This window comes from Rhizobium sp. P1_B8, assembly GCF_056406515.1.
This window is the reverse complement of sequence record NZ_JBFTZZ010000019.1, coordinates 78,747-99,475: the sequence shown is the minus strand read 5'-3', so window position 1 is coordinate 99,475 and position 20,729 is coordinate 78,747. Positions and strand designations below refer to the sequence as shown.

The window sequence follows — 20,729 nt, the reverse complement described above, 5'->3', positions numbered from 1 at the left end:
GGATGGCGATGCGTTGCATTTTCGGAAGCAATTGATACATTATCGGAACTCCGAGGGAGGTGGCCTTGCTGCAGCGATCGATGGAACGGCTCGATATCGACCTTCTCGTCCTGCCGGACGCGAACCTGATCCTGATCGCCTCGGTGATCGAGCCGCTGCGCGGTGCCAACCGCATTTCCGGCAGCGAGCTCTATCGCTGGCGGCTGCTCACGCCGGACGGAGCACCGGTCCCGACCACCAGCAATATCGCCGTGCCCGCACAAGGCGCTTTCAAGGCGACGACCGAGGATACGCCGCTATTCGTGCTTGCCAGTTACAACTGGCGCCACAGCGCGACGCCGGCCCTCAAGATGCAGCTCTCCCAGGCTGCCCGCTATCGCACGGTGATTGCCGGCATCGAGTCCGGCACATGGCTGCTGGCGGAAGCAAGCCTGCTCGACGGACTGCCGGCGACCGTCCACTGGGAGGACTACGAGGATTTTGCGCTGGCCTATCCTGAGGTGCGGGCCGTCAAGGATCGTTTCGTCATCGACGGCAAGCGGCTGACGACCTCCGGTTCGCTTCCAACCGTCGACCTGATGCTGGAAGTGATCAGGCAGCGGCAGGGTTATTCGCTGGCGCTCGAGGTCAGCCGGCTGTTCCGCTATGAGCAGCCGTCCTTCCATGCCGATGAGTCACTTTCCGCAGCCTCGGCTGGGTTGCGCATGCACGATTCCCGTGTCGCGCAAGCGGTGCGGCTGATGGAGGAGCATATCGAGCAGCCTCTGATTCTCACGCGGCTCGCCCGCAGGGTGGGCATCAGCGCCCGACATCTGCAGGATCTTTTCCAGCAGAGTATCGGCGCGCCGCCGCATGTGCATTATCTCGCCCTGCGCTTGAATGCGGCCCGCCGCAAGGTGATCGAGACGACGGCCTCCTTCGCCGACATCGCGGCGGCAACCGGCTTCAACTCGGCCTCAGCCTTTGCGAGAAGCTACCGGGCGAGTTTTTCCGAAAGCCCGTCCGAGACCCGGCGCCGCTTGCGGCGCCGCATCACGTCATCGGAGATGCGGGCATAGGCTGGAATGCGTCCCGTATCATTTCGGCAAGTTCCCGAACGGCCTCGCTGGAACGGTATGTGCTCCGGCGGAGCACGACCTTGGAGGAATCGACCGGCGGGAAACCGTCTTCGGCGGTGAGTTCCCGGCAGCCGGGCGGAATGCTGCTGCGGGAAAGCGTGGTGACGGCAAGGCCTGCGGTCACGGCATTCTTCAGCCCCGAGCCGGTATCGGCAATGAAAGCGATTCGATAGTTGCGGCCGATCTGCTCCAGCGACCGGAGCGCAAAATCGCGTGACCAGGTGGAGTTGCGATAGGTCGCTATCGGCAGGGGATCGATGTCGTGCAGCCGGTGGACCATCGATGTGACCCAGACTGTGGGATCGATACAGATGACCTCGCCTTTCGTCTCATCGCTCCAGTCGAAAACGACGGCCAGATCGAGCTCATCCCGCTCGAGGGCGGCTAAGTTGCGAACCGTGTAGTCGCAGGACACGGTGACCTCGACGGCCGGGTGGCGTACGGCGAAAGCCGCAAGGGCCGCCGGCAGCACCGTCTGGCTGTATTCCTCCGGAATTCCGATGCGCACCGGTCCGTCCAGCGGTTTGCTGCGGATCGTCGCGGCGGCCTCGTTCAGGAGGTCGATTATCCTGCGGGCATAGGGGACGAGCTGTATGCCCTGGCGCGTCAGCAGCACGCCGCGGGCGCCCCGTTCGAACAGGGTTTCGCCGATCGTCTGCTCAAGCCGCTTGATCTGAGTGCTGACCGCCGACTGCGTCCGCCCGATGCGCTGGGCAGCCGCGGAGAAATTGGAGGTCTCGGCAACGACCAGGAAGGTTCTGAGCAGGTCGCTCTCGATCGGTTCGTGCATGGGTTAGCCATAGAAAAAATCGATGATAGATATCTCTACTATTCGTTTGTCTGATGTCAATTCTTGGCGCAGAAATGAACGGCGTTCGACTTCCTTCTTTGAGAATATCTGCGTGACCATTGAAAATCCGGCCAGACGCCTCGCAGGCAGCGAGCACGAGAAGGGTGTGCTTCTCATCATTGCCGCGACACTTGCCTGGAGCGCGAGCGGCGTCTACTCGCGGCTCCTGACGACCGACGTATGGACGGCGATTGCCTGGCGATCGCTGTTCGGCGGCCTGTTTCTGCTGATCCCCTGCCTTTTCCTCGAAGGGGGCATCTCGCGGCAGCAATGGCGATCCGTCTTCCATCCGTCCGGTCTTGCCATGATCGCATGCCAGACCTTCAGTCAGGTATGCTTCATCGGGGCGCTTTACATGACCACCGTCGCCAATGTGACGATGATCTATGCGACCGCGCCCTTTATCGCAGCGTTGCTCGGCTGGGTCATCCTCAGGGAGAGGGTCTCCAGGCGGACGCTGATTGCCGGCGGCATTTCGCTCCTCGGAGTCGCGGTCATTGTCGCCTCGTCGATCGGCGGCGGCACCGGTTGGGGTGACCTGCTGGCGCTCGGCATGACCGCGTCCTTCGCACTCGTCATCATCATTCCGCGCATCAGTCCCGACGTGCCAAGCCTGCCGCCGACCGTGGTCAGCGCTTTCCTGACACTCGCACTCTTCGCGCCGTTCGGTTCGGTCGGCTCGCTCGACTTGCACAACTGGATCGTCCTTGCCGCCTTCGGCGCGACCAATTTCTCCCTGGCGCTGGTGCTCTTCCTTGCCGGGGCGAAACGAATGCCGCCGGCGGAAGCGGCGCTGATCGGCACGATGGAAATCGTGCTCACGCCCTTCTGGGTCTGGCTGCTGTTTTCCGAAGAGCCGCCCGTTGCCACCTTTTTCGGCGGCGCGATCATCCTCGGCGCCGTATTCTGGCACACCGCAATCGACGTCAGCCGCAGCCGGCGACCGCATCGCGCCTAAAGCCTTTAGGCGGCGATCAAATCTTCCCGGACGATCCGGAAAACCGCCGTATTCGCGGGATCAATTATTTCCGCTACGCAGCGCTATTGCGACTTTGCCGACTGTCGTCTTTGAGTTGCGCCCATGTCGTTTTCTTGATCGCTGTTTTACGTCAGGCATGGTTTGCTTGTGGTGTTCAAGGCGCTATCTCGCAAACTGGCGAAATGGACCATTGGGACGCTGGCCTGACGCCGGCGCTGCCCCGCAGCGGTAGAAGAACTGAAATCCTCAAGGAAATCGCCGGATAGACATCCGGAAAGATATCGAGATGGATCGAAAGGAGATTCTGGAGCCGGAAACCAGCTCTTGGCATAGCAAATCGACGGATTGCGGCAGATGATCACGAGCGGAACGACAGGCGAAAACCATGGCGTTCACTCCTCTTCTCCATCCAATCTGTCCCTTTTGCAAATCGAATATCGCCCGATGCGGCGGTATCCTCGTGTTGTGGACCGGGCTGCAGAGGAGGCAGGCCGGAGGGAAGGTTGCCATCGACTGCATCGGTTGCAGATCGAGGCATTCAAACAAGTGGGAGGAACTCATGAGCAAAAATAGAGGCGTCGTCTATCTCCGGCCGGGCAAGGTCGAAGTTCGCGACATCGACGATCCGAAGCTGGAAGCGCCCGATGGCCGCCGCATCGAACACGGCGTCATTCTGAAGGTGATATCGACCAACATCTGCGGCTCCGACCAGCATATGGTCCGCGGCCGCACGACGGCGATGCCGGGCCTGGTCCTCGGTCATGAAATCACCGGCGAGATCATCGAAAAAGGCGTCGACGTCGAAATGCTCGATATCGGCGATATCGTCTCGGTGCCGTTTAATGTCGCCTGCGGCCGCTGCCGCTGCTGCAAATCCCAGGATACGGGCGTCTGCCTGACGGTAAATCCGTCGCGCGCCGGCGGTGCCTATGGCTATGTCGACATGGGTGGCTGGATCGGCGGACAGGCGCGCTATGTCACCATTCCCTACGCCGATTTCAACCTGCTGAAAATTCCCGATCGGGACAAAGCCATGGCGAAGATCCGCGATCTCACCATGCTTTCCGACATTCTGCCCACCGGCTTCCATGGCGCGGTGCGGGCTGGCGTCGGGGTCGGCTCGACCGTCTATGTCGCCGGCGCCGGTCCTGTCGGGCTTGCGGCTGCCGCTTCGGCTCGCATTCTCGGCGCTGCCGTCGTGATGATCGGCGATTTCAACAAGGACCGCCTGGCCCATGCGGCGAAGGTCGGTTTCGAACCGATCGACCTGTCGAAGAGCGACCGTCTCGGCGACATGATCGCTCAGGTCGTCGGCACCAATGAAGTCGATAGCGCCATCGACGCGGTCGGCTTCGAGGCACGCGGCCACTCCGGCGGCGAACAGCCGGCGATCGTGCTCAATCAGATGATGGAGATTACCCGTGCCGCGGGTTCGATCGGCATTCCCGGCCTCTACGTCACCGAGGATCCGGGCGCCGTCGACAATGCCGCCAAACACGGCAATCTCTCGCTCCGCTTCGGCCTCGGCTGGGCCAAGGCGCAGTCCTTTCACACGGGCCAGACGCCGGTGCTGAAGTACAATCGCCAGCTCATGCAGGCGATCCTGCACGACCGGCTGCCAATCGCCGATATCGTCAACGCCAAGGTCATCCCGCTCGACGATGCCGCCAGTGGATATGAGAGCTTCGACCAGGGTGCGGCGACGAAATATGTCCTCGATCCGCACGGAGATGTCGCGAAAGCCGCGTAGCGAATAGTACCGAGGACTCCGCCTGATAGGGATGGTCGGAAACCGGCCATCCCGCATTCGTCAGACGACAGTTTGTTGACGAACTACTGGATGCTGAACGGGAAATATTTTGCGTTGATCATGTCGTAGGTCCCGTCCGCCTTGATGCTCTTCAACGCTTCGTTCAGGCGCGCAAGACGCTCCTTGTCATCGAGGCGCAGCGCGATGCCGGCACCCTCACCGAAGTATGTGATGTCGACCAGATCCGGTCCTTTGAACTCGCAGCAGCTTCCTGCCTTGGTGTTGGCAATCCAGTCGTAGATGGCGAGTTTATCCTCGAGGATAATGTCGACGCTCCCGTCCGCCAGACCCTTGTACAATTCGGGCGAAGACCGAAACACCTTCTTTTTCATTTCCGGATAAAGATGGTTGGCATAGGATTCCTGCGCTGTCGACGATGTCACCCCAAGAATTTTATCGTTGAGGGCGGCGGGGCTGACATCGCTGATCGACGAATCCTTCCGGGCGATGAACACAGACGGGCTGTTGTAGTATTTTTCAGTGAAGGCAACCTTTTGACGCCGCTCAAGGCTCATCGACATGGATGAGATGATCGCGTCGTATTTGTCGGCAACGAGATCGGGGATAATGTCGTCCCACTTCTCGATGATAAATTGGCATTCGAACTTGCCAACCTCGCACAGCGCATTGGCAATATCGATGTCGAAGCCCTGAAGTTTGTTATTTGCATCGAGATAGTTGAAGGGCGGAAATGCACCTTCGACGGCAATTCTCATTGGCATGCGATCTTGCGCAGCCACCTCAAGCGGCGAGGTCGCGGCCAAAAAAATACCCATCCCGCCCGCAATCAGCGCTCCGCGCAGTATAGTCTGAATGGATATGCGCAACATCGTCGGGAGCTCCTCGGGGCATAGTCGATCTCGCCCCATAGTGCGCCGCAGCCTTTAATTCTACGTGAACGCTTCTTTGTTAGCGTCGGCCAATGCGCCCGTGTCGTGGTGTTCAGGGGTCTAGGCTTGCAGATCGTTCTTCCTTCCAGCTCCAAGACGTTTCAGCAATCCTGGATTGCTTCGGGAAGAATTCTGTTTCTGATTGCCGTCAGCGGGCTTGGAGCGATCGGACTTGTTGTACTTTCGGCGCTCTGGGCAGGGACCGAAAGCGATGCTGCCGCCCTTGATCGACAGCGCCAGCTTGTGAATGCCCGCCTGCGGGAACAGGTCGATCAAGTCGCCCATGTCATCGGCCAGTTCGGCAACGGCTACCTCACACGTGTTTATCCGGCTGCCCGGTCAAGCGGAGGTTCCTCCAGCCTCGATGCCGTTCTGACAGCGGCCGCCGGGAGTGCGATCAGCCAGACCGCAATGTCCGCCTTCGGCTACGATCAGGCCTTTGTCGTCGACGAGAAGGCTCAACTGCTGATGCTGGCGGACGCCCAAACGGAAAAGCGTTATCGCTGGATGAAGCCTCTCTTTTTGCCTCTGCTTCAGGATGCCCGCCTTGGGGTGAGACCAGGCACGGTTTCCAACGAAAGAACGCCGTCCTCGATGGAAAGCCGCTTTGCGAGCCCAGGACGCTCCAACACTGCGTTGGCCAATCTAATGCGGCTGGAAGGTCGGCCGACGATCGTCGGCGTGGTCGCCATCAACGATCCCGAAGAGGGGCAACGGCAGACGATGCGGCAATTCCTGATCGTCGTGCGGTTTATCGATGGTGCGGCGCTAGACGAATTGAGCCGGCAACAGGGCCTCAACGGCGCGCGCTTCGCGCGCACAGCCGATGCAGACGAAAACGAGGTTGCCTTCCAGATCGACGCCACGGCAAATGGCGAACCGATCGGCTTCATCGTATGGCGGCCCGATCTTCCAGGCTCGAGAGTGATCGGCCGATTGATGCCGGCGCTTTCGATTGCCGCCCTGGTGATCGCGATCCTGTTCTCGGTTTTGCTGGTGCGCCTGCGAAGCAGCCTCGGCGAGTTGAGAAAAAGCGAGCTGCATGCAAGACAGCTTGCCTTGCATGACGTGCTCACGAGCCTTCCCAACCGCGCTTTGTTCGCGATGAGGTTCGACGAGTGCCTGGCCGAGACGAAGAATTCGGCCGAGCGCTCGGCAGTCGCGCTTCTCGATCTCGACCGCTTCAAGGCCGTGAACGACACGTTCGGCCATGCCGCCGGCGATGAACTCATCAGGATGGCTGCGGAGCGGATCCACTCCCTGCTTCGTCCGGGCGACACGCTTGCCCGGCTCGGAGGGGACGAATTCGCCCTGCTTCTCCGGGACATCAAAGACCATGATCAGGTTTTGCCGGGAATATGCGACGCGATCGTTGCCGAACTTGGCAAGCCCTTCCCGCTTTTGAGGGGCGAGGCGGTCGCACGGGTCGGCGGCTCGATCGGCGTGACCGTGGTGCCGGACGCCGGGCGGAATGCCGATGACATCATGCGCTACGCCGACGTCGCGCTGTACGAGGCAAAGATGGGCGGCAGAGGCCAGTGGCGCGTCTATTCACCGTCCATGGACGGCGGCAGGAATGCGCGCGACATTCTCAAGAACGAATTGCGGGAAGTTCTGGCCAAAGGCACGGCCTCATCCGCTGACGGTCCACAATCCGACCCGATTGCGAACAAGCCGGACTTCGGATCGCTCGAAGTCTACTACCAAACGGTACATCGCGCCGAGGGCGGCGGATACTCGGCGTCGGGCGCGGAGGCTCTCGTGCGTTGGCGTCACAGTCAGCGCGGACTATTGACGCCTGCCAGCTTCATCCCTGTCGCCGAGGAGGGCGGCCTCATCGACGCTCTCGGTTTCTGGGTATTGCGCGAAGCCTGCAGAGCCGCCTGCAAATGGCCGGAAGACACATTTGTTGCGGTCAACGTGTCTCCCGCCCAGTTGAGAAGACCAAATTTTGCCGAGGAAGTATTCGCCGTGCTCCAGGAGAGCGGCCTGCCGCCGTCCCGGCTCGAGCTCGAGCTCACCGAGTCCTCGCTCATCGAGGATAACTCGGACGTCTATACGGTGCTGAAGTCGCTGCGCAGCCAAGGTGTTCAGATTTCGCTCGATGATTTCGGAACCGGCTTTTCATGTCTCAGCCATCTGCTACGCTTCGATATCGACCGCATCAAGATTGATCGTTCGTTCGTCTCACAGCTCGGCACGAAAGCCAACGGGGCGGCCATCATTGGCGCCATCGTCGCGCTTAGCCGCAACCTCGGTATCTCGACGACGGCTGAAGGGGTCGAAACCGAATATCAACGCGACTTTCTGGCCGCCCTCGGCTGCACCGACCTCCAAGGCTACTTCTTCTCCAAACCGGTTCCTCTTCGCGACCTTGATAGTTTCCGGACAGCTGAGAGTGCTGTCGCCTGAGAGGCTTTTGATTTTCCGCCAGGAACTTTCGCCGCGCGCGGCGGTTGACGCCCGAAGACCGAGTGGAGGATGTGATGGGCGAGGTCGGGGAGTGGCGGCACCTTTGCGTCGATATGCAGCGGATGTTTGCCGAAGACACGCCGTGGCACGTTCCCTGGATGGCACGGATCTCTCCCCAGATCGAAGAGCTGGCCGGGCGGCACTCGTCGCGAACGATCTTTACCCGCTTCCTGCCACCCGAGCATGCCGACGACATGCCGGGGAAATGGCGGGATTATTACCAGAAATGGTGGATGATGACGGGTGAGCATCTTCCGCGCGGATTCATCGATCTCGCCCCATCGCTGGCGTCGTTGGTTCCACCGGCAAGGCACTTCGACAAGCGCACCTATTCCCCCTGGATTGACGGCCGCCTGCATCCGATCCTTCAATCGGAGCGGGTCGATACCCTTATTATAACGGGTGGTGAAACGGATGTATGCGTGCTGGCCACGACGCTCGGCGCAATCGATCTCGCCTATCGTGTCATCGTGCTGAAGGACGCCGTCTGCAGCGGCGCCGACGATACGCATGACGCGTCACTGGAACTTCTGCATGATCGGTTTTCCGTGCAGCTCGAGCTCATGAAGACCGAAGAATTTTTGAGCGAGTTTGGCTAGAGCCTGGTGTGACGATACAGCCTCCACAGCAATACTGCTCATCGCCACGAATGACATGGAGATGACCGAGAGGTCGGCCTTAGCGTTTGCCGATCGACGGACTAAACACCATGAGGCTCAGGATTTCAAAGAGCACCTGTGCTGCAGCGTGCGCTGTGTTGGTCGTTGCGTCATATTGCGGGGCAACTTCGACGACGTCACCACCCACCAGGTTTATCCCTTTCAGCCCGCGTATCAGTTCAAGGACTTCACGCGTGGTCAATCCACCGACCTCGGGCGTGCCCGTGCCGGGCGCAAAGCTCGGATCGAGGCTGTCGACGTCGAAGGAAAGATAGGTCGGGCCGTCGCCGACGATGGATTTTGCCTTGGCAACCACGGCCGCAATCCCCATTCCGCTGATGTCCTCTGCGTGAATGACGGTCATTCCCGACGCATAGGAGAATTCCCACAAATATTCCGCCGAACCACGGATGCCAATCTGGATTGTCCGTGTCGGATCGAGCACGCCGTCCAGCACCGCATTGCGGAACGGCCCGCCGTGATGAAACTTCGTCTGATCGAAAGCGCCGCTTGTATCGCAATGGGCATCAATATGAATGAGGCCGACCGGTTGCTGCCGACCGATGGCCTTCAAAATCGGGTGGCTGATGGAATGATCGCCTCCAACGGAAAGCGGGGCAACGCCGGCATCGACGATCTGGCCGATGCGCTTTTCGATGTCGTCATGGCTGAGTTCCAGCCGGTAACGGCTTTGGAACGATATGTCGCCGATATCGGCGACCCGAAGATCGAAGACCGGCGCCGTGGCAAGAACGTGATTATAAGGGCCGATCCTTTCAATGGCGCGAAGTGCTCTCGGCCCGAAACGCGAGCCTGGGCGATTGGTGACGCCAAGATCCATGGGGATACCGGTAATCGCAACCTGGAGATTGCCGAAATCCGGATCCTCGGCTGCGACCTGCATGTAGGGTGCGCTGAGGAAGGTCGGCACTCCGGCGTATGGCGCCAGTCTCGTGCCGCTCTTGGAGATGATCTTCTCCGCCACTTTGCGAAACTTCTCATCGAATATCTCGCCGCCATTGGCGTCTGCAAATTCTGCGCGCAGCTGTTCCAGCCGCGTTTTGTCCCACACCATGCGCATGCATCTCCGCTTCAGGTCCGTCTCGTCAGACAAAGAGGTTGAGAAAACAATTGGTATCGTTGTAGCAATCGGTATCAAAGAGAAATCGATATGATCGCTGCAAAACCCAACTCGCTCGTTGCCCGCCTCTCTGCTCCGCCCATTCCTTCCGTCGTCGCCTGGAGCCGCGAATACAAGGGAGAAAAAGGGCCGCTCATCGATTTGTCGCAAGCCGTGCCCGGCTATCCCGCGCATCCGGAGATGCTTCGGCTTCTTGCCGAGGCGGCCGGACAACAGGCGATGACGGGATACGGGCCGATCGAGGGCGAACCTCTGTTGCGCAAGACCTACGCGGCTCACGTTGCCGAGCTTTACGGCGCCGACCTTTCCGCCGGTAATATCCACATTACCGCCGGCTGCAATCAGGCGTTCATGTGCGCAGCGATCGCGCTTGCGGGCGCCGGCGATACCGTAGCACTGACCAATCCCTTCTATTTCAATCACGATACGACGCTGTCGATGCTGGGGATCGGGCGTCGATTGGTCGATTGCGACGCCGCCGCCGGCTTTCTTCCCGATCTGAGTTCGGCCGAGGCTGCACTTGCGGCCGGCGCGAAGATACTTGCCGTCGTGACGCCCAACAATCCCACCGGAGCCGTGTATCCACCCAGCCTGCTTCACAAGCTTTTTGTGCTCTGCCGGAAATACGGCGCCTGGCTGATCCTCGATGAAACCTATCGCGATTTTCTTGGCGAAGATTACGGGCCGCCGCACTCTCTTCTCTCCGAGCCGGGCTGGGAGGACACGCTCGTTCTTCTCTACAGCTTCTCGAAATCCTTCTGCATTCCCGGTCACAGACTGGGTGCAATCACGGCAGGCCCCAAACTCATCGCCGAGATCGCCAAGGTGATGGACAATATGCAGATCTGCGCGCCGCGTTCGGCTCAGATCGCCGTTGCTTCGGCGATCCCGGCGCTCGCCGAGTGGCGAGCCGGTAACCAGCTGGAGATCACTCGCCGCGCGGATGCGTTGAGGCTGGTCTTTTCCGGGTTGCCGGATTGGGAGATCGCCGCGATCGGCGCCTATTTTGCCTTTGTCCGCCATCCCTACGCTGATCGATCGTCTTCAGAGGTTGCCGAAAAACTCGCCAAGGAATCCGGCATTGTTTGTTTGCCCGGAGCCTATTTCGGGGAAGGGCAGGAGCGCTACCTCAGACTTGCCTTTGCCAATGCGGATGTCGCGTCGATTGGGCTATTGTCCGAGCGCCTTCGCTAGGCCGCGATCAACCTCCGCCGGAAGTTGGTGATAACCACCGCGCCAGTAAAGCAGCGGTCCTATGCCCTGCCGAATTTCAATCGCGCAGACATGTCCGACCAAAATCGCATGGGAATTGTAGTGGAATGCGGTTTCGAGCTTGCAGTCCAGGACCGTCAGGGCATTTTCAAGGACCGCCGCACCGGTCTTGAGGCGATACCATCCGGCGTTGCCGTAGCGTTCGGCGCCCTTTCGCCCGTCAAGACCGGCAAAGGATTGCGCCACCTGCTGCTGGTCGGCAGCGAGCACGTTGACACAAAAGCAGCCGTATTGCTGCAGCGCCGGCCATGAGGAAGACGCTCGGTTGACACTGACGATGACGGAAGGCAACTCCGCCGAAAGCGAGGAGACCGACGTTGCGGTGAAGCCGGTGCGGTCTTTACCGTCGCCGACCGTAATCACACTGACCGCACCCGCCAGATGACGCATCGAAAACTTGAAGTCCGCCTCGCTGATCAAAGGCTCGGCACTCATCGGGCTGGCTCTTTCGTTTTGGCAAAGCGGTTTACAGGCCTTGAAAGACCGAGGTTTTCACGCAAGGTCTTGCCCTCGTAATCCTCACGGAATAGCCCGCGGCGCCGAAGCTCGGGCAGGACCAACCGCACGAAGTCGTCGAGACTGGACGGCAAGGTGGGGAACATCAGGATAAAGCCGTCGGCGGCACGCGTCTCAAACCATTCCTCCATGAAGTCGGCAATCTGGGCTGGCGTGCCTGTGATGCCATTTCCGGTATGCTTCTCGGCATAGTGCCGGATGAGTTCGCCGACGGTGTGGCCGCTTTTCACGAAATCGACCAGTTCGTCGAACAGGGCGCGTGATCCCTTTGGCGCCGCCGGCAGCCGATCCATGGGGAAAGGCTTGTCGAGCGCCACGTCGCGCAGGTCCGCCTCCAGAAATTCGGAGAGCATCAGCAGGCCGACATCCGGATGCATCTTGTCGATCAGATAGTCGACCTTCGCCTTTGCCTCGGCTTCTGTTTCACCGACGTTGATCACGATACCCGGCATGATTTTCAGGTCGTCCGGATCGCGTCCATGGGCCGGCATCCGGCGCTTGACGTTGTCGTAGAAGGCACGGTTTCGGTCGATATTCGATGCGAGGCTGAAGACGATCTCCGCCGTGCGTGCCGCCATGTCCATTCCGGGTTCCGAACCGCCCGCCTGGGCGATGACAGGACGACCCTGGGGCGTTCGCGCGATGTTGAGGGGCCCGCGAACCTGGAAGTGCTTGCCTTTGTGGTTGAGCGTATGGTGCTTGTCTTTGTCATAGTAGACACCGTTTTCACGGTCGAGAAGCAGTGCGCCATCCTCGAAGCTGTCCCAGAGGCCGAACACGACATCGACGAATTCGTTGCCGCGCTCGTAGCGCAGCGCATGCGGGTCGAGCCCCTCGCGGTTGAAGTTGTAGCCGGTTTCGTCGTGATCGGAAGTGACGACATTCCAGCAGACACGCCCCTTGCTCAGATGGTCGATCGAGGCGAACAGACGCGCGACATTGTATGGCTCGTAATAACTCGTTGAGACCGTCGCCACGAGACCGAGATCGTTGGTGGTGACCGCCAGAGCCGAGAGCAGCGAGAGGGGTTCGAAGCGGTTCATCTTGGTCGGAATTCGGGCAAGCGCATTCGGATCGCCGACGGCGGCGGCAGGAGAATCCGCCATGAACATGAAATCGAATTTGGCCGCCTCGGATCGCTTGGCGACATCGAGCAGATGAGCGAAGTCGTTGGCGCCATTGACGTCGCTTGCCGGATGCAGCCAGGAGGCCGGATGAAAGCCGAACGTATAGACGAAAGTCCCGAGTTTCATCTTGTCGGTCCGCGCCATTGAGTTCTCCTGCCATTGTCCGCCACGCCGTCCCCTTGAAGGCGACTGCGCAAATTATCGCCAGGCGCAAATTTTCATCAATATCGCGTAGGTGAGTTCCGTTTTAGTTTTTCTAAAGTGTTGACGTACAGCGCCGCGCGTCCTTTCTGACGCGCAAAGGACGCTGTAACATTTTTGAATCGATGCATAATTTCTCAAATCGATTCCGATTTGAGAAATTATGCAGCAGGAGCCGATGCCGAAGCCTGCTGACGGGAAATAGCAATGAGCCAATCGCGGAATTCGCGCCCATGGGGCTTCTGCAAGGCAGCACGATCCCAGGCGAGAAAATAGCTTTCACGCAGTGCAATGCGCATGTCGACCGGAATGACGAGCGTTTGCGCCTCAAGCTCATCTGATATCATCGACATTTGTGCGAGCACGACGCCGCGCTTGTTGACGGCTGCGTCAATTGCACTGCTCGACAAAGTGAAGGAAAGGCCGGGCGTCGACACATCGAACGCGACGCCGACCTTGGCGGCAAACTCCGCCCAGCTGGGGTAGGGGGTGAAGTGTCGTTCCCACTCGACATGGAGGAGGGGTTGTTCGAAAAGATCGCGCGCCGTATGTGCGCGATCCTGCATCAGCGCCGGCGAGCAGGCCGGAACGACCCAATCGCGGAACAGTTCGGTATAATGTTCGTGCTGGAGGACGTCCGATCCGTAGCTGACGCGGAAATCGACATCGTCGAAACCGATCCGGGGCTCTTTGTCGCGTCCGATAATCCTCACTGGAACTTCGGGATGAAGCGCCTGCCAGTCGAAGATGCGCCTGCCGATCCATTTGTTGACGACGGAGGAAAGCGCACTGAGCACCAGTGCCGTCTCGTTGCGCGCCTTTTCCAACAGTTGCTGAGCGAGCGCAAATTGCTCGAACCCCTTCGATATCTCCTGATGGTAGAGCCGGCCCCAGGCGGTCAGCTCGACGGTTCGCCCGCTGCGCTCCAGAAGCGAAATTCCAAGAAAGCTTTCGATCTTGCGAATCTGCTGGCTGATGGCCCCCGGCGAAACCCTCAGCTCCAGTGCCGCAGCCGTCACGCCGCCGCAGCGCCCCACCGCCTCGAACGCTTGCAAACTTTTCAGCGGTATCGCCTTGAGGCGCTCATCGGTCACTTGAAGAACCTCTCGTGATTTGCGTCGAACTCAATTTGCTGCCGGATGAAACGTCCCCGCAAACTGGAACCGGTCGCCCGGATGGGTAAACTCGACATAGGTCACCGTGCGTCCGTTCTGCCAGGTCTGGCGAATGAGGCTAAGGCAGGCCTCGCCACGTTCCGTCTGCAGGATCCGCGCCGTCGTGGTGTCGGCCGAGACGGCGCGAATGACATGTTTGGCCTTGGACCAGGGAACCTCATCAAGCAGCCATTTGCCGGGCGGAATTGAAGCAAAGCTCTCCTCTCTCGCCCGTGGGACAGCATCGAGCATGATGATCCGCCGCTCGATGGCATTCGGTCTGCCGTCGACGATATGCAGGCACTGAAGCCTGAGGACTTCTGCATCGGCAGGCTCCGACAGCTGCTGTGCCTCCGCCTCTCCAAGGCGCTCGATCTTGCGGGCGAGGATTTCGAAGCGGTGTTCGTGCCCGGCCAGTTCCGCTTCGGTGCTGATATCCTGGATATCCATCACCGTGCGGTCGATCTGGGGCGATGCGACAAACGAACCTGTCTTGCGCCGTCTGACGATCATGCCGCGCTCGGCGAGCGCCGACAGCGCCTTGCTGACTGTCATCCGTGAGCACCGATATTTCGCCGCGAGTTCGTGTTCGACGGGAATACGGTCACCGGGCCGCCAATCACCGCTGATGATCTTCGTCTCGACATCGGTGAAAATACGTTGATAAATCGACACCAAGCCCGCACCTCATCCGGCGTCAACGATCATAAATTCCGGAACGGTCATGCCAGCGAGATCGACGCCACCCGGCACAAATTTTGCGTTCCTCGTCTTTTACATTGACACTCTAGGCCAGCCTATATCTATTTGTATAGTCAAAAGCGGAGCATAGAAATCCGCGCAGAGGAAATCGAAGTCGGGAACCAAAACTCCTCCGCCGGGGGAATAAAACTGGAGAGATGATCATGAAGGCAAATTCACTGCTGAAGGGTCTGGTCGGCGCTGCGTTCCTGTTCGGAGCAGCCGTTTCCGCCCATGCAGCCGACACGCTGGCCGCCGTCAAGGCAGCCGGCACCCTCAAGGTTGGCACCGAAACGGCTTTCGCACCGTTCGACTATATCGATGCCGGTGAACATACCGGCTTGAACGTCGACCTCTTTGCCGAGATCGGCAAGGAACTCGGCGTCAAGATCGAGTGGATAGCGCTTCCTTGGGACGGCGTCTTCCCCGCGCTCGAGGCCGGCAAGTTCGATGTCGTCGCAGGTCCTGCAACGATCACCAAGAAGCGCATGGAGCGCTATCGCTTCACGCCGCCGATCGCCGAAGCGACGATCGCCATTCTGAAGAAGGCTGGCGACACGACGATCAGCAAGCCGGAAGATATTGCCGGCAAGACGATCGGTGTCGGCAAAGCAACTGCCCAGCTCGACCAGCTGAAGGAATTCTCCGGCACGCTGCCGACCAAAGTCGACGTGCGCGAATATCCAGCCTTTACCGAATCCTACGCCGATCTCGCCGCCGGCCGCATTGCCGGCGTTGCCAACTCGCTGCCGAATATCGCCTTCGTCGCTAGCCAGCGAAAAGGTACGTTCGAAGTCGTCCTGCCGCCATTCGGCAAGAAGTCCTATTTCGGCTTCATCGGTCTCAAGGATGTCGATCATGCGCCCCTGATGGATGCGATCGATGCCGCGATGCTCAAGATCAAGGCAGACGGACGTATGGCAGAGCTGCAAAAGAAGTGGTTTGGTGCGTCTTTCGATACGCCTGATGCTGTCAAGGATCCGGCATTCTGATTAGCCGCCGGTGAAACGAACGCGCCCCGCCATCAGTCGGGGCGCAATCCGCCGTGGGATCAAAGTTCACGGCCGCAGCGCCCAGGCAAGCACCGCCCATGTCCATCAAGCTATTCGAACTGCTTCTGCAAGCCTCGATCTACACGGTGACGATCAGTGTGGTCTCCATCCTGATCGGCTTTGCGATCGCGATCGTCATTTCAGCCATGCTGCTCTCACGGCAACGGCTTTTGGTGTTGCCGGCGCAGATTTTCATCAGTTTCTTTCGTGGTGCACCGTTGCTGGTCCAGCTGTTGCTGATCTACAATCTGCTGCCGGTGATCGGCATCAACGTGCCGAGCATCGTTGCGGCCGTCGTTGGCCTGTCCTTGTGTACTGCGGCCTATCAGGCTGAAAATCTGCGCGGTGGTTTTTCCAGCGTTCCCCTGGGCCTGGTCGAATCTGCCGAAATGGTCGGCATGACTCCCATTCAGATCTTCCGCCGCATCAGGGCGCCGATCGCCCTGCGCCTGACTTTCCCGGCGCTCGTCAATGAAGCGATCCTTATTCTGAAGGCGTCTTCGCTCGTCTCCGTCGTCGGAATCGTCGAGCTGACACGCATGGCTCAGGACCTTGCCGGCAGCACCTTCCTGCCGCTCGAGATTTTTGCTTCCGCAGGCCTGATCTATCTCGTCATCAATTGGATCGTTGCCCTTGCGGGCGGCCTGATCGAACGCTCCCTGCCAGGAGTGCCGCGATGACCTTCGATACCAATGTGATTTTCAGCAACTTGCCGGAGATTCTCCACGGTGCGTGGGTCACCATCCTCATCTGGATCGTCACCACTCTTGCCGCTGCCGTACTGGGTTTCCTTGTCGCAGTCGCGCGACGTTTTGGCGGCGTGCTGTTGGACAGAGCGTTCGGCCTTGTCATCGCAGTGCTGCGCGGCACGCCCTTTCTGATTCAGATCTTCCTCGTCTACTATGGCGGCCCCTTCGTCGGATTGTCGCTCGATCCGATCCCGGCCGGCATCGTCGGCCTTTCCATCTACGGCGCGGCTTATTTCAGTGAGATATTCCGCTCGGGCTTTGCCGCCGTCCCGAAGGGACATATCGAGGCCGGCCTGTGCGTTGGCCTGACACAAGGGCAGATCATCCGGCGCATATTGCTGCCGGAGATGACCATGCTGGTGTTGCCACCTTCGGTCAACATGACGATCATCCTCATGAAGGAGACGGCCGTTCTGTCCATTATCACCGTGCCGGAGTTGACGGCGACACTCAGCGCCATCGGCTCGCAGCAATATGCTTTCGTCGAGGCGCTCTTCGTGCTTGCGCTATTTTATTGGGTACTGGTCGAAATCACCGGCTGGCTCGGCCATCTCGCCGAAACGAAACTCACCAGATTCAGGTTTTTCAACATATGAGCGTTCCTGCGATCGCAGTCAAAAATCTCGTCAAGACGTTCGGCGGCTCCATCGTGCTGCACGGCATCGACCTCGAAATCGAGCAGGGACAAGTTTCTTGCGTCATCGGCCCGTCGGGATCCGGCAAGAGTACGCTGCTGCGCTGCATGGCGTTTCTGGAGGAATCGACGAAGGGGACGATTGCCGTCAACGGCGAGGTGCTTGGCTTTGCAGAAAACGCCAAGGGTGTCCGTGAGCGGGTGCCGACTGCTGTGAACCGGCAGATTCGATCGCAGATCGGGATGGTTTTTCAGCAGTTCAATCTCTGGCCGCATATGACGGCGCTCGGCAATGTCAGCGAGGCGCTGAAGACGGTTCACAAGATGAGCCGTAGGGATGCGGAGGAGCGGGCCATGGCCCAGCTCGTCAAGGTCGGCCTGGAGGGCAGGGCGGGGCACTATCCATCGCAGCTCTCGGGAGGGCAACAACAGCGTGTCGCTATCGCCCGGGCGCTTGCCCTCAACCCGAAGATCATGCTGTTTGACGAGCCGACCTCGTCACTCGATCCCGAGCTGACCGGCGAAGTGCTGAACGTCATGCGCGATCTTGCCGCCGAGGGCATGACGATGGTCGTCGTCTCCCACGAGATCGGATTTGCCGCGACGGTCGGCCAGCAGATCATCTTTCTCGACCACGGCAAGGTGCTGTTCACCGGACCGCCGCAGGACGTCTTCAAACGGCCGAGAAACCCCCGCCTCGAACAATTCCTGGACACCTATATCGATCGTGGAGCCTCGATGCTGCTGTGAAATTCATGTCCTTCCGGATCGTCGGGCAGACCTCCAAGGCCGGCGGGGTTCAGGCAATTTCGTCTTCGAGTATTTTCACGGGCCGGTCCCACTGGATGAGGACGACACAGCCGGTATCACTCCAGACCGAGTGTTCGCTGCCCGGCGCGTTGACGATATAACTGCCGCTGATGTAATCGCCCGTCTCGTCGGATTGAACGCCGTCGAGCACCAGGATGGTCTCGAGCCCTTCGTGGCGATGGCGGGGAACGGAGGCGCCGGGCTCATATTTCAGCAGCGCCACGCCCGGCTGATCACCCTCGAAGGGGCGGATCCAGTGAATGGTGACAGCATCGCGGAAGGGGCCGAATTCCAGCTCCTTCCAGCCGCCTGACGTCAGGCGTTCGCGGGTCGTTTCAGGCATGGGCGATACTTTCCAGAATGTCGTCGACATGCGCGGTCCAGCCGACGATCGCGCCTTGGGCGCGGATCATGGCGATGGCTGCGGCTTTGAATTCTGGGAAGTAGCTTTCCGTCGCCTCCTCGGCGAGAAGGCATTCATAGCCGCGGTCGTTTGCTTCGCGCATCGTCGTCTGCACGCAGACTTCGGTGGTGACACCGGCAAAGACCAGCTGACGAATGCCCTTCTCTTGTAGCACGGTGCCAAGTTCGGTGGCGTAGAAAGCGCCCTTGCCGGGTTTTTCGATGACGACTTCGCCCTTCACAGGAGCGAGCTCCGGCAGGATTGCCGTGCCGGGTTCGCCCGAGATCAGGATACGGCCCATCGGGCCTTCGTCGCCGATCCTGAGCGACGGGTTGCCGCGATCCCGTTTGGCCGGTGGCAGGTCCGAAAGGTCCGGCCGGTGGCACTCCATCGTATGGATCACAGGCAGGCCGGCATTGCGGAAGCCCAGAATGAGGCGTTTGACATCAGGCACGATCCTGGTGATACGGCTGACATCATTGCCGAGGCTTGCACCGAAGCCGCCGTGCTCGGCGAAATCACGCTGCATGTCGATGACGATGAGGGCGAGTTCATCGTGCTTCACCGGAAAGGCGAAAGGTTCAGCTTTGATCTTCGCCATCAATGATGCCCCGCCATGTGGGCGCCGATCACGCCAATATCGGCCGAGCGCGCCGGTGTCTCGTAGACCAGCTTGCCTTCCGAAATGACTATGATGCGGTCGGACATCTCGAGCAGTTCGTCGAGGTCTTCGGAAAGCAGCAGCACGGCAGCGCCCAAATTGCGTGCCTTCATGATGCGGGCGCGGATTTCGGCGACGGCCGAGAAATCGAGACCGAAACAGGGGTTCGAGACGATCAACAGATCGACATCGCCGGTCAGTTCGCGGGCGAGCACGGCACGCTGCACGTTGCCGCCCGAAAGCGCTGCGATCGGCGAGGCGGAAGAGGCCGTCTTGACCTTGAAGTCGGAGATCAGCGCCGAGGCACGCTTCTTCATGCTGCCCTTATTCAGCCAGATCGCGTCCTTGCCGTCCGATTTCAAGTCGAAGGTGCGAAACGCAAGGTTCTCGCTCACGGTCATCTTCGGCGCACAGGCATTCTGCAACGGCTCTTCGGGGATGAAACGCACCCTGTTCTTGCGGGTCTCGTCGCGGGTGGCGCCGTAAGCCTCGCCATTGACCATGACCTGGCCGCTATCGGTCGGGCGCTGGCCGGCCAGAATTTCCGTCAGCTCCTTCTGGCCGTTGCCCGATATGCCGGCAATGCCGACGATCTCGCCGGAGCGGACTGTAAGCGCGTCGATCTCGATCGTCTTCAGGCCGGAGCGATCCGGGGCCTTCACCTGGCTGACCGTCAGCACGGATTTGGCCGCTTCCGCCACCGGCAGACGGCTGTCGAGCTCGGCGAGCTTGACGTCGCCGATCATCATCGCCGCCATCTCGGCGGTGGAGAGCTCGCCGACCTTACCGGTGCCGACCAGCTTGCCGCGCCGCAGGATCGAAACGGCATCAGCGAACTTCGTCACCTCGTGGAACTTGTGGGAAATCATCAGCACGGTGAGCTCGCCGCGCTCGGTCATCCCGCGCACGATGCCGAGCATCTCATCGGCTTCGGCGGGCGTCAGCACCGAGGTCGGCTCGTCGAGGACGAGGAAGGAGCGGCCGAGATAGAGCTGCTTGACGATTTCGAGCTTCTGCTTTTCGCCGGCGGCAAGCTCGCTCACCGGCCTGTCGAGCGGGATCTTGAACGGCATGCGCTCCATGAAATCCGCCAGATCCTTGCGTTCCCTGGCCCAGTTGATCACCGCGGGCACTTCGGTGCGGCTGATGACCAGGTTTTCCGCACCGGTCAGGGAGGGAACCAGTGTGAAATGCTGGTAGACCATGCCGAGCCCATAGGCCGCGGCATCCTTGGGTGAGGCAACCGCCACCTCGCGACCGTCGACCGACAGCGAGCCTGAGGTTGCGTGATAGAAGCCCATGATGCATTTGACGAGTGTCGACTTGCCGGCGCCGTTTTCGCCGAGAAGCGCGTGAAAAGACCCAGCCGGAACGACGATCGAGACGTTGTCGAGCGCGGTGAAGCTGCCGAAACGCATGGTCATATCGAGCGTCTCGATGCCGACGGCCTTGCCGGCTTGCGGAAGGGGCGTGTCGCGGACTGTGCTCAC

20 protein-coding genes and 1 riboswitch are annotated in these 20,729 nt (G+C 60.0%); of the genes, 10 read left to right on the top strand and 10 right to left on the bottom strand.

Going from position 1 to position 20,729, the window contains the following annotated elements; all coding sequences use genetic code 11:
- The first annotated feature begins 59 nt into the window (after positions 1-59).
- A complete protein-coding gene (locus tag AC1D2N_RS22730; RefSeq protein WP_130653986.1) occupies positions 60-1,058 on the top strand; it encodes a GlxA family transcriptional regulator in 999 nt (332 codons plus the stop codon).
- On the opposite strand, the gene AC1D2N_RS22725 is transcribed toward AC1D2N_RS22730, so the two are convergent.
- Positions 1,033-1,908 (bottom strand): LysR substrate-binding domain-containing protein, encoded by an 876-nt coding sequence (locus AC1D2N_RS22725; protein ID WP_115157858.1) that lies wholly within the window; start codon positions 1,906-1,908, stop codon positions 1,033-1,035. The genes AC1D2N_RS22730 and AC1D2N_RS22725 overlap by 26 nt on opposite strands.
- Before the next feature lie 112 nt (positions 1,909-2,020).
- Here AC1D2N_RS22725 and AC1D2N_RS22720 point away from each other — a divergent pair, with 112 nt between their 5' ends.
- Entirely contained in the window at positions 2,021-2,926 is a 906-nt protein-coding gene (locus tag AC1D2N_RS22720; RefSeq protein WP_018246819.1) for a DMT family transporter, read from the top strand.
- 161 nt (positions 2,927-3,087) lie between these two features.
- Positions 3,088-3,287, top strand: a riboswitch (cobalamin riboswitch).
- Positions 3,288-3,506: 219 nt separating this feature from the next.
- Positions 3,507-4,697 carry a formaldehyde dehydrogenase, glutathione-independent gene (gene fdhA, locus AC1D2N_RS22715; protein ID WP_130653987.1) on the top strand — a complete coding sequence of 397 codons (1,191 nt, stop codon included), beginning with the start codon at positions 3,507-3,509 and terminating at the stop codon, positions 4,695-4,697.
- An 83-nt stretch (positions 4,698-4,780) separates the two neighbouring features.
- Here the strand turns inward: fdhA and AC1D2N_RS22710 are convergent, their stop codons facing one another.
- Positions 4,781-5,587: a transporter substrate-binding domain-containing protein gene (locus tag AC1D2N_RS22710; protein WP_130653988.1), complete on the bottom strand. Its 807-nt coding sequence runs from the start codon at positions 5,585-5,587 to the stop codon at positions 4,781-4,783.
- Positions 5,588-5,692: 105 nt separating this feature from the next.
- Between AC1D2N_RS22710 and AC1D2N_RS22705 the strand changes: the two genes are divergently transcribed.
- Together AC1D2N_RS22705 and AC1D2N_RS22700 are read left to right on the top strand one after the other, a co-directional pair.
- Positions 5,693-8,059: a putative bifunctional diguanylate cyclase/phosphodiesterase gene (locus tag AC1D2N_RS22705; protein ID WP_130653989.1), complete on the top strand. Its 2,367-nt coding sequence runs from the start codon at positions 5,693-5,695 to the stop codon at positions 8,057-8,059.
- Between the two features lie 74 nt (positions 8,060-8,133).
- Positions 8,134-8,718, top strand: coding sequence for a cysteine hydrolase family protein (locus tag AC1D2N_RS22700; RefSeq protein WP_047620493.1), 585 nt, complete (start codon positions 8,134-8,136; stop codon positions 8,716-8,718).
- A 79-nt stretch (positions 8,719-8,797) separates the two neighbouring features.
- Here the strand turns inward: AC1D2N_RS22700 and speB are convergent, their stop codons facing one another.
- Entirely contained in the window at positions 8,798-9,853 is a 1,056-nt protein-coding gene (speB, locus tag AC1D2N_RS22695; protein WP_018246814.1) for an agmatinase, read from the bottom strand.
- Between the two features lie 96 nt (positions 9,854-9,949).
- Here speB and AC1D2N_RS22690 point away from each other — a divergent pair, with 96 nt between their 5' ends.
- Positions 9,950-11,113 carry an aminotransferase gene (locus AC1D2N_RS22690; RefSeq protein WP_028732388.1) on the top strand — a complete coding sequence of 388 codons (1,164 nt, stop codon included), beginning with the start codon at positions 9,950-9,952 and terminating at the stop codon, positions 11,111-11,113.
- On the opposite strand, the gene AC1D2N_RS22685 is transcribed toward AC1D2N_RS22690, so the two are convergent.
- The 4 genes from AC1D2N_RS22685 to AC1D2N_RS22670 form a co-directional block, all read right to left on the bottom strand.
- Positions 11,090-11,626 (bottom strand): flavin reductase family protein, encoded by a 537-nt coding sequence (locus tag AC1D2N_RS22685; protein ID WP_018449125.1) that lies wholly within the window; start codon positions 11,624-11,626, stop codon positions 11,090-11,092. The genes AC1D2N_RS22690 and AC1D2N_RS22685 overlap by 24 nt on opposite strands.
- On the bottom strand, positions 11,623-12,978 hold the full coding sequence (locus tag AC1D2N_RS22680) for an LLM class flavin-dependent oxidoreductase (RefSeq protein ID WP_130653990.1): 1,356 nt from the start codon (positions 12,976-12,978) through the stop codon (positions 11,623-11,625). The genes AC1D2N_RS22685 and AC1D2N_RS22680 overlap by 4 nt, the downstream gene beginning before the upstream one ends.
- A 218-nt stretch (positions 12,979-13,196) precedes the next feature.
- Positions 13,197-14,129, bottom strand: coding sequence for a LysR family transcriptional regulator (locus AC1D2N_RS22675; protein WP_130653991.1), 933 nt, complete (start codon positions 14,127-14,129; stop codon positions 13,197-13,199).
- A gap of 30 nt (positions 14,130-14,159) precedes the next feature.
- The gene (locus tag AC1D2N_RS22670; protein ID WP_018246809.1) at positions 14,160-14,867 is read right to left on the bottom strand and encodes a UTRA domain-containing protein; all 708 of its coding nucleotides are present in this window, start codon (positions 14,865-14,867) and stop codon (positions 14,160-14,162) included.
- Positions 14,868-15,094: 227 nt separating this feature from the next.
- Between AC1D2N_RS22670 and AC1D2N_RS22665 the strand changes: the two genes are divergently transcribed.
- The 4 genes from AC1D2N_RS22665 to AC1D2N_RS22650 all read left to right on the top strand — a co-directional run bounded on the left by AC1D2N_RS22665 (position 15,095) and on the right by AC1D2N_RS22650 (position 18,115).
- Positions 15,095-15,922 (top strand): transporter substrate-binding domain-containing protein, encoded by an 828-nt coding sequence (locus tag AC1D2N_RS22665; RefSeq protein ID WP_130653992.1) that lies wholly within the window; start codon positions 15,095-15,097, stop codon positions 15,920-15,922.
- A gap of 98 nt (positions 15,923-16,020) precedes the next feature.
- Positions 16,021-16,662, top strand: a complete 642-nt coding sequence (locus tag AC1D2N_RS22660; protein ID WP_130653993.1) for an amino acid ABC transporter permease — start codon at positions 16,021-16,023, stop codon at positions 16,660-16,662.
- Entirely contained in the window at positions 16,659-17,327 is a 669-nt protein-coding gene (locus tag AC1D2N_RS22655) for an amino acid ABC transporter permease (protein WP_065277311.1), read from the top strand. Before AC1D2N_RS22660 ends, AC1D2N_RS22655 begins: the two co-directional genes overlap by 4 nt.
- Positions 17,324-18,115: an amino acid ABC transporter ATP-binding protein gene (locus AC1D2N_RS22650; RefSeq protein WP_130653994.1), complete on the top strand. Its 792-nt coding sequence runs from the start codon at positions 17,324-17,326 to the stop codon at positions 18,113-18,115. Before AC1D2N_RS22655 ends, AC1D2N_RS22650 begins: the two co-directional genes overlap by 4 nt.
- Before the next feature lie 49 nt (positions 18,116-18,164).
- Here the strand turns inward: AC1D2N_RS22650 and AC1D2N_RS22645 are convergent, their stop codons facing one another.
- Genes AC1D2N_RS22645 through AC1D2N_RS22635 form a run of 3 tightly spaced genes read right to left on the bottom strand, consistent with a single transcriptional unit; the run spans position 18,165 to position 20,729 of the window.
- On the bottom strand, positions 18,165-18,518 hold the full coding sequence (locus AC1D2N_RS22645; protein ID WP_128400744.1) for a cupin domain-containing protein: 354 nt from the start codon (positions 18,516-18,518) through the stop codon (positions 18,165-18,167).
- Positions 18,511-19,179: a cysteine hydrolase family protein gene (locus tag AC1D2N_RS22640; protein ID WP_065277314.1), complete on the bottom strand. Its 669-nt coding sequence runs from the start codon at positions 19,177-19,179 to the stop codon at positions 18,511-18,513. The genes AC1D2N_RS22645 and AC1D2N_RS22640 overlap by 8 nt, the downstream gene beginning before the upstream one ends.
- Complete coding sequence (locus tag AC1D2N_RS22635; RefSeq protein WP_130653995.1) at positions 19,179-20,729, bottom strand: ABC transporter ATP-binding protein; 1,551 nt, start codon at positions 20,727-20,729, stop codon at positions 19,179-19,181. The genes AC1D2N_RS22640 and AC1D2N_RS22635 overlap by 1 nt, the downstream gene beginning before the upstream one ends.

Bases quoted from the DNA above. Each gene is read 5' to 3' on its own strand.
- AC1D2N_RS22645 (WP_128400744.1), bottom strand. From the start codon at position 18,518: ATGCCTGAAACGACCCGCGAACGCCTGACGTCAGGCGGCTGGAAGGAG.
- AC1D2N_RS22725 (WP_115157858.1), bottom strand. From the start codon at position 1,908: ATGCACGAACCGATCGAGAGCGACCTGCTCAGAACCTTCCTGGTCGTT.
- AC1D2N_RS22660 (WP_130653993.1), top strand. From the start codon at position 16,021: ATGTCCATCAAGCTATTCGAACTGCTTCTGCAAGCCTCGATCTACACG.
- fdhA (WP_130653987.1), top strand. From the start codon at position 3,507: ATGAGCAAAAATAGAGGCGTCGTCTATCTCCGGCCGGGCAAGGTCGAA.
- AC1D2N_RS22700 (WP_047620493.1), top strand. From the start codon at position 8,134: ATGGGCGAGGTCGGGGAGTGGCGGCACCTTTGCGTCGATATGCAGCGG.
- speB (WP_018246814.1), bottom strand. From the start codon at position 9,853: ATGGTGTGGGACAAAACGCGGCTGGAACAGCTGCGCGCAGAATTTGCA.
- AC1D2N_RS22680 (WP_130653990.1), bottom strand. From the start codon at position 12,978: ATGGCGCGGACCGACAAGATGAAACTCGGGACTTTCGTCTATACGTTC.
- AC1D2N_RS22710 (WP_130653988.1), bottom strand. From the start codon at position 5,587: ATGTTGCGCATATCCATTCAGACTATACTGCGCGGAGCGCTGATTGCG.
- AC1D2N_RS22690 (WP_028732388.1), top strand. From the start codon at position 9,950: ATGATCGCTGCAAAACCCAACTCGCTCGTTGCCCGCCTCTCTGCTCCG.
- AC1D2N_RS22650 (WP_130653994.1), top strand. From the start codon at position 17,324: ATGAGCGTTCCTGCGATCGCAGTCAAAAATCTCGTCAAGACGTTCGGC.
- AC1D2N_RS22655 (WP_065277311.1), top strand. From the start codon at position 16,659: ATGACCTTCGATACCAATGTGATTTTCAGCAACTTGCCGGAGATTCTC.
- AC1D2N_RS22665 (WP_130653992.1), top strand. From the start codon at position 15,095: ATGAAGGCAAATTCACTGCTGAAGGGTCTGGTCGGCGCTGCGTTCCTG.
- AC1D2N_RS22640 (WP_065277314.1), bottom strand. From the start codon at position 19,179: ATGGCGAAGATCAAAGCTGAACCTTTCGCCTTTCCGGTGAAGCACGAT.
- AC1D2N_RS22685 (WP_018449125.1), bottom strand. From the start codon at position 11,626: ATGAGTGCCGAGCCTTTGATCAGCGAGGCGGACTTCAAGTTTTCGATG.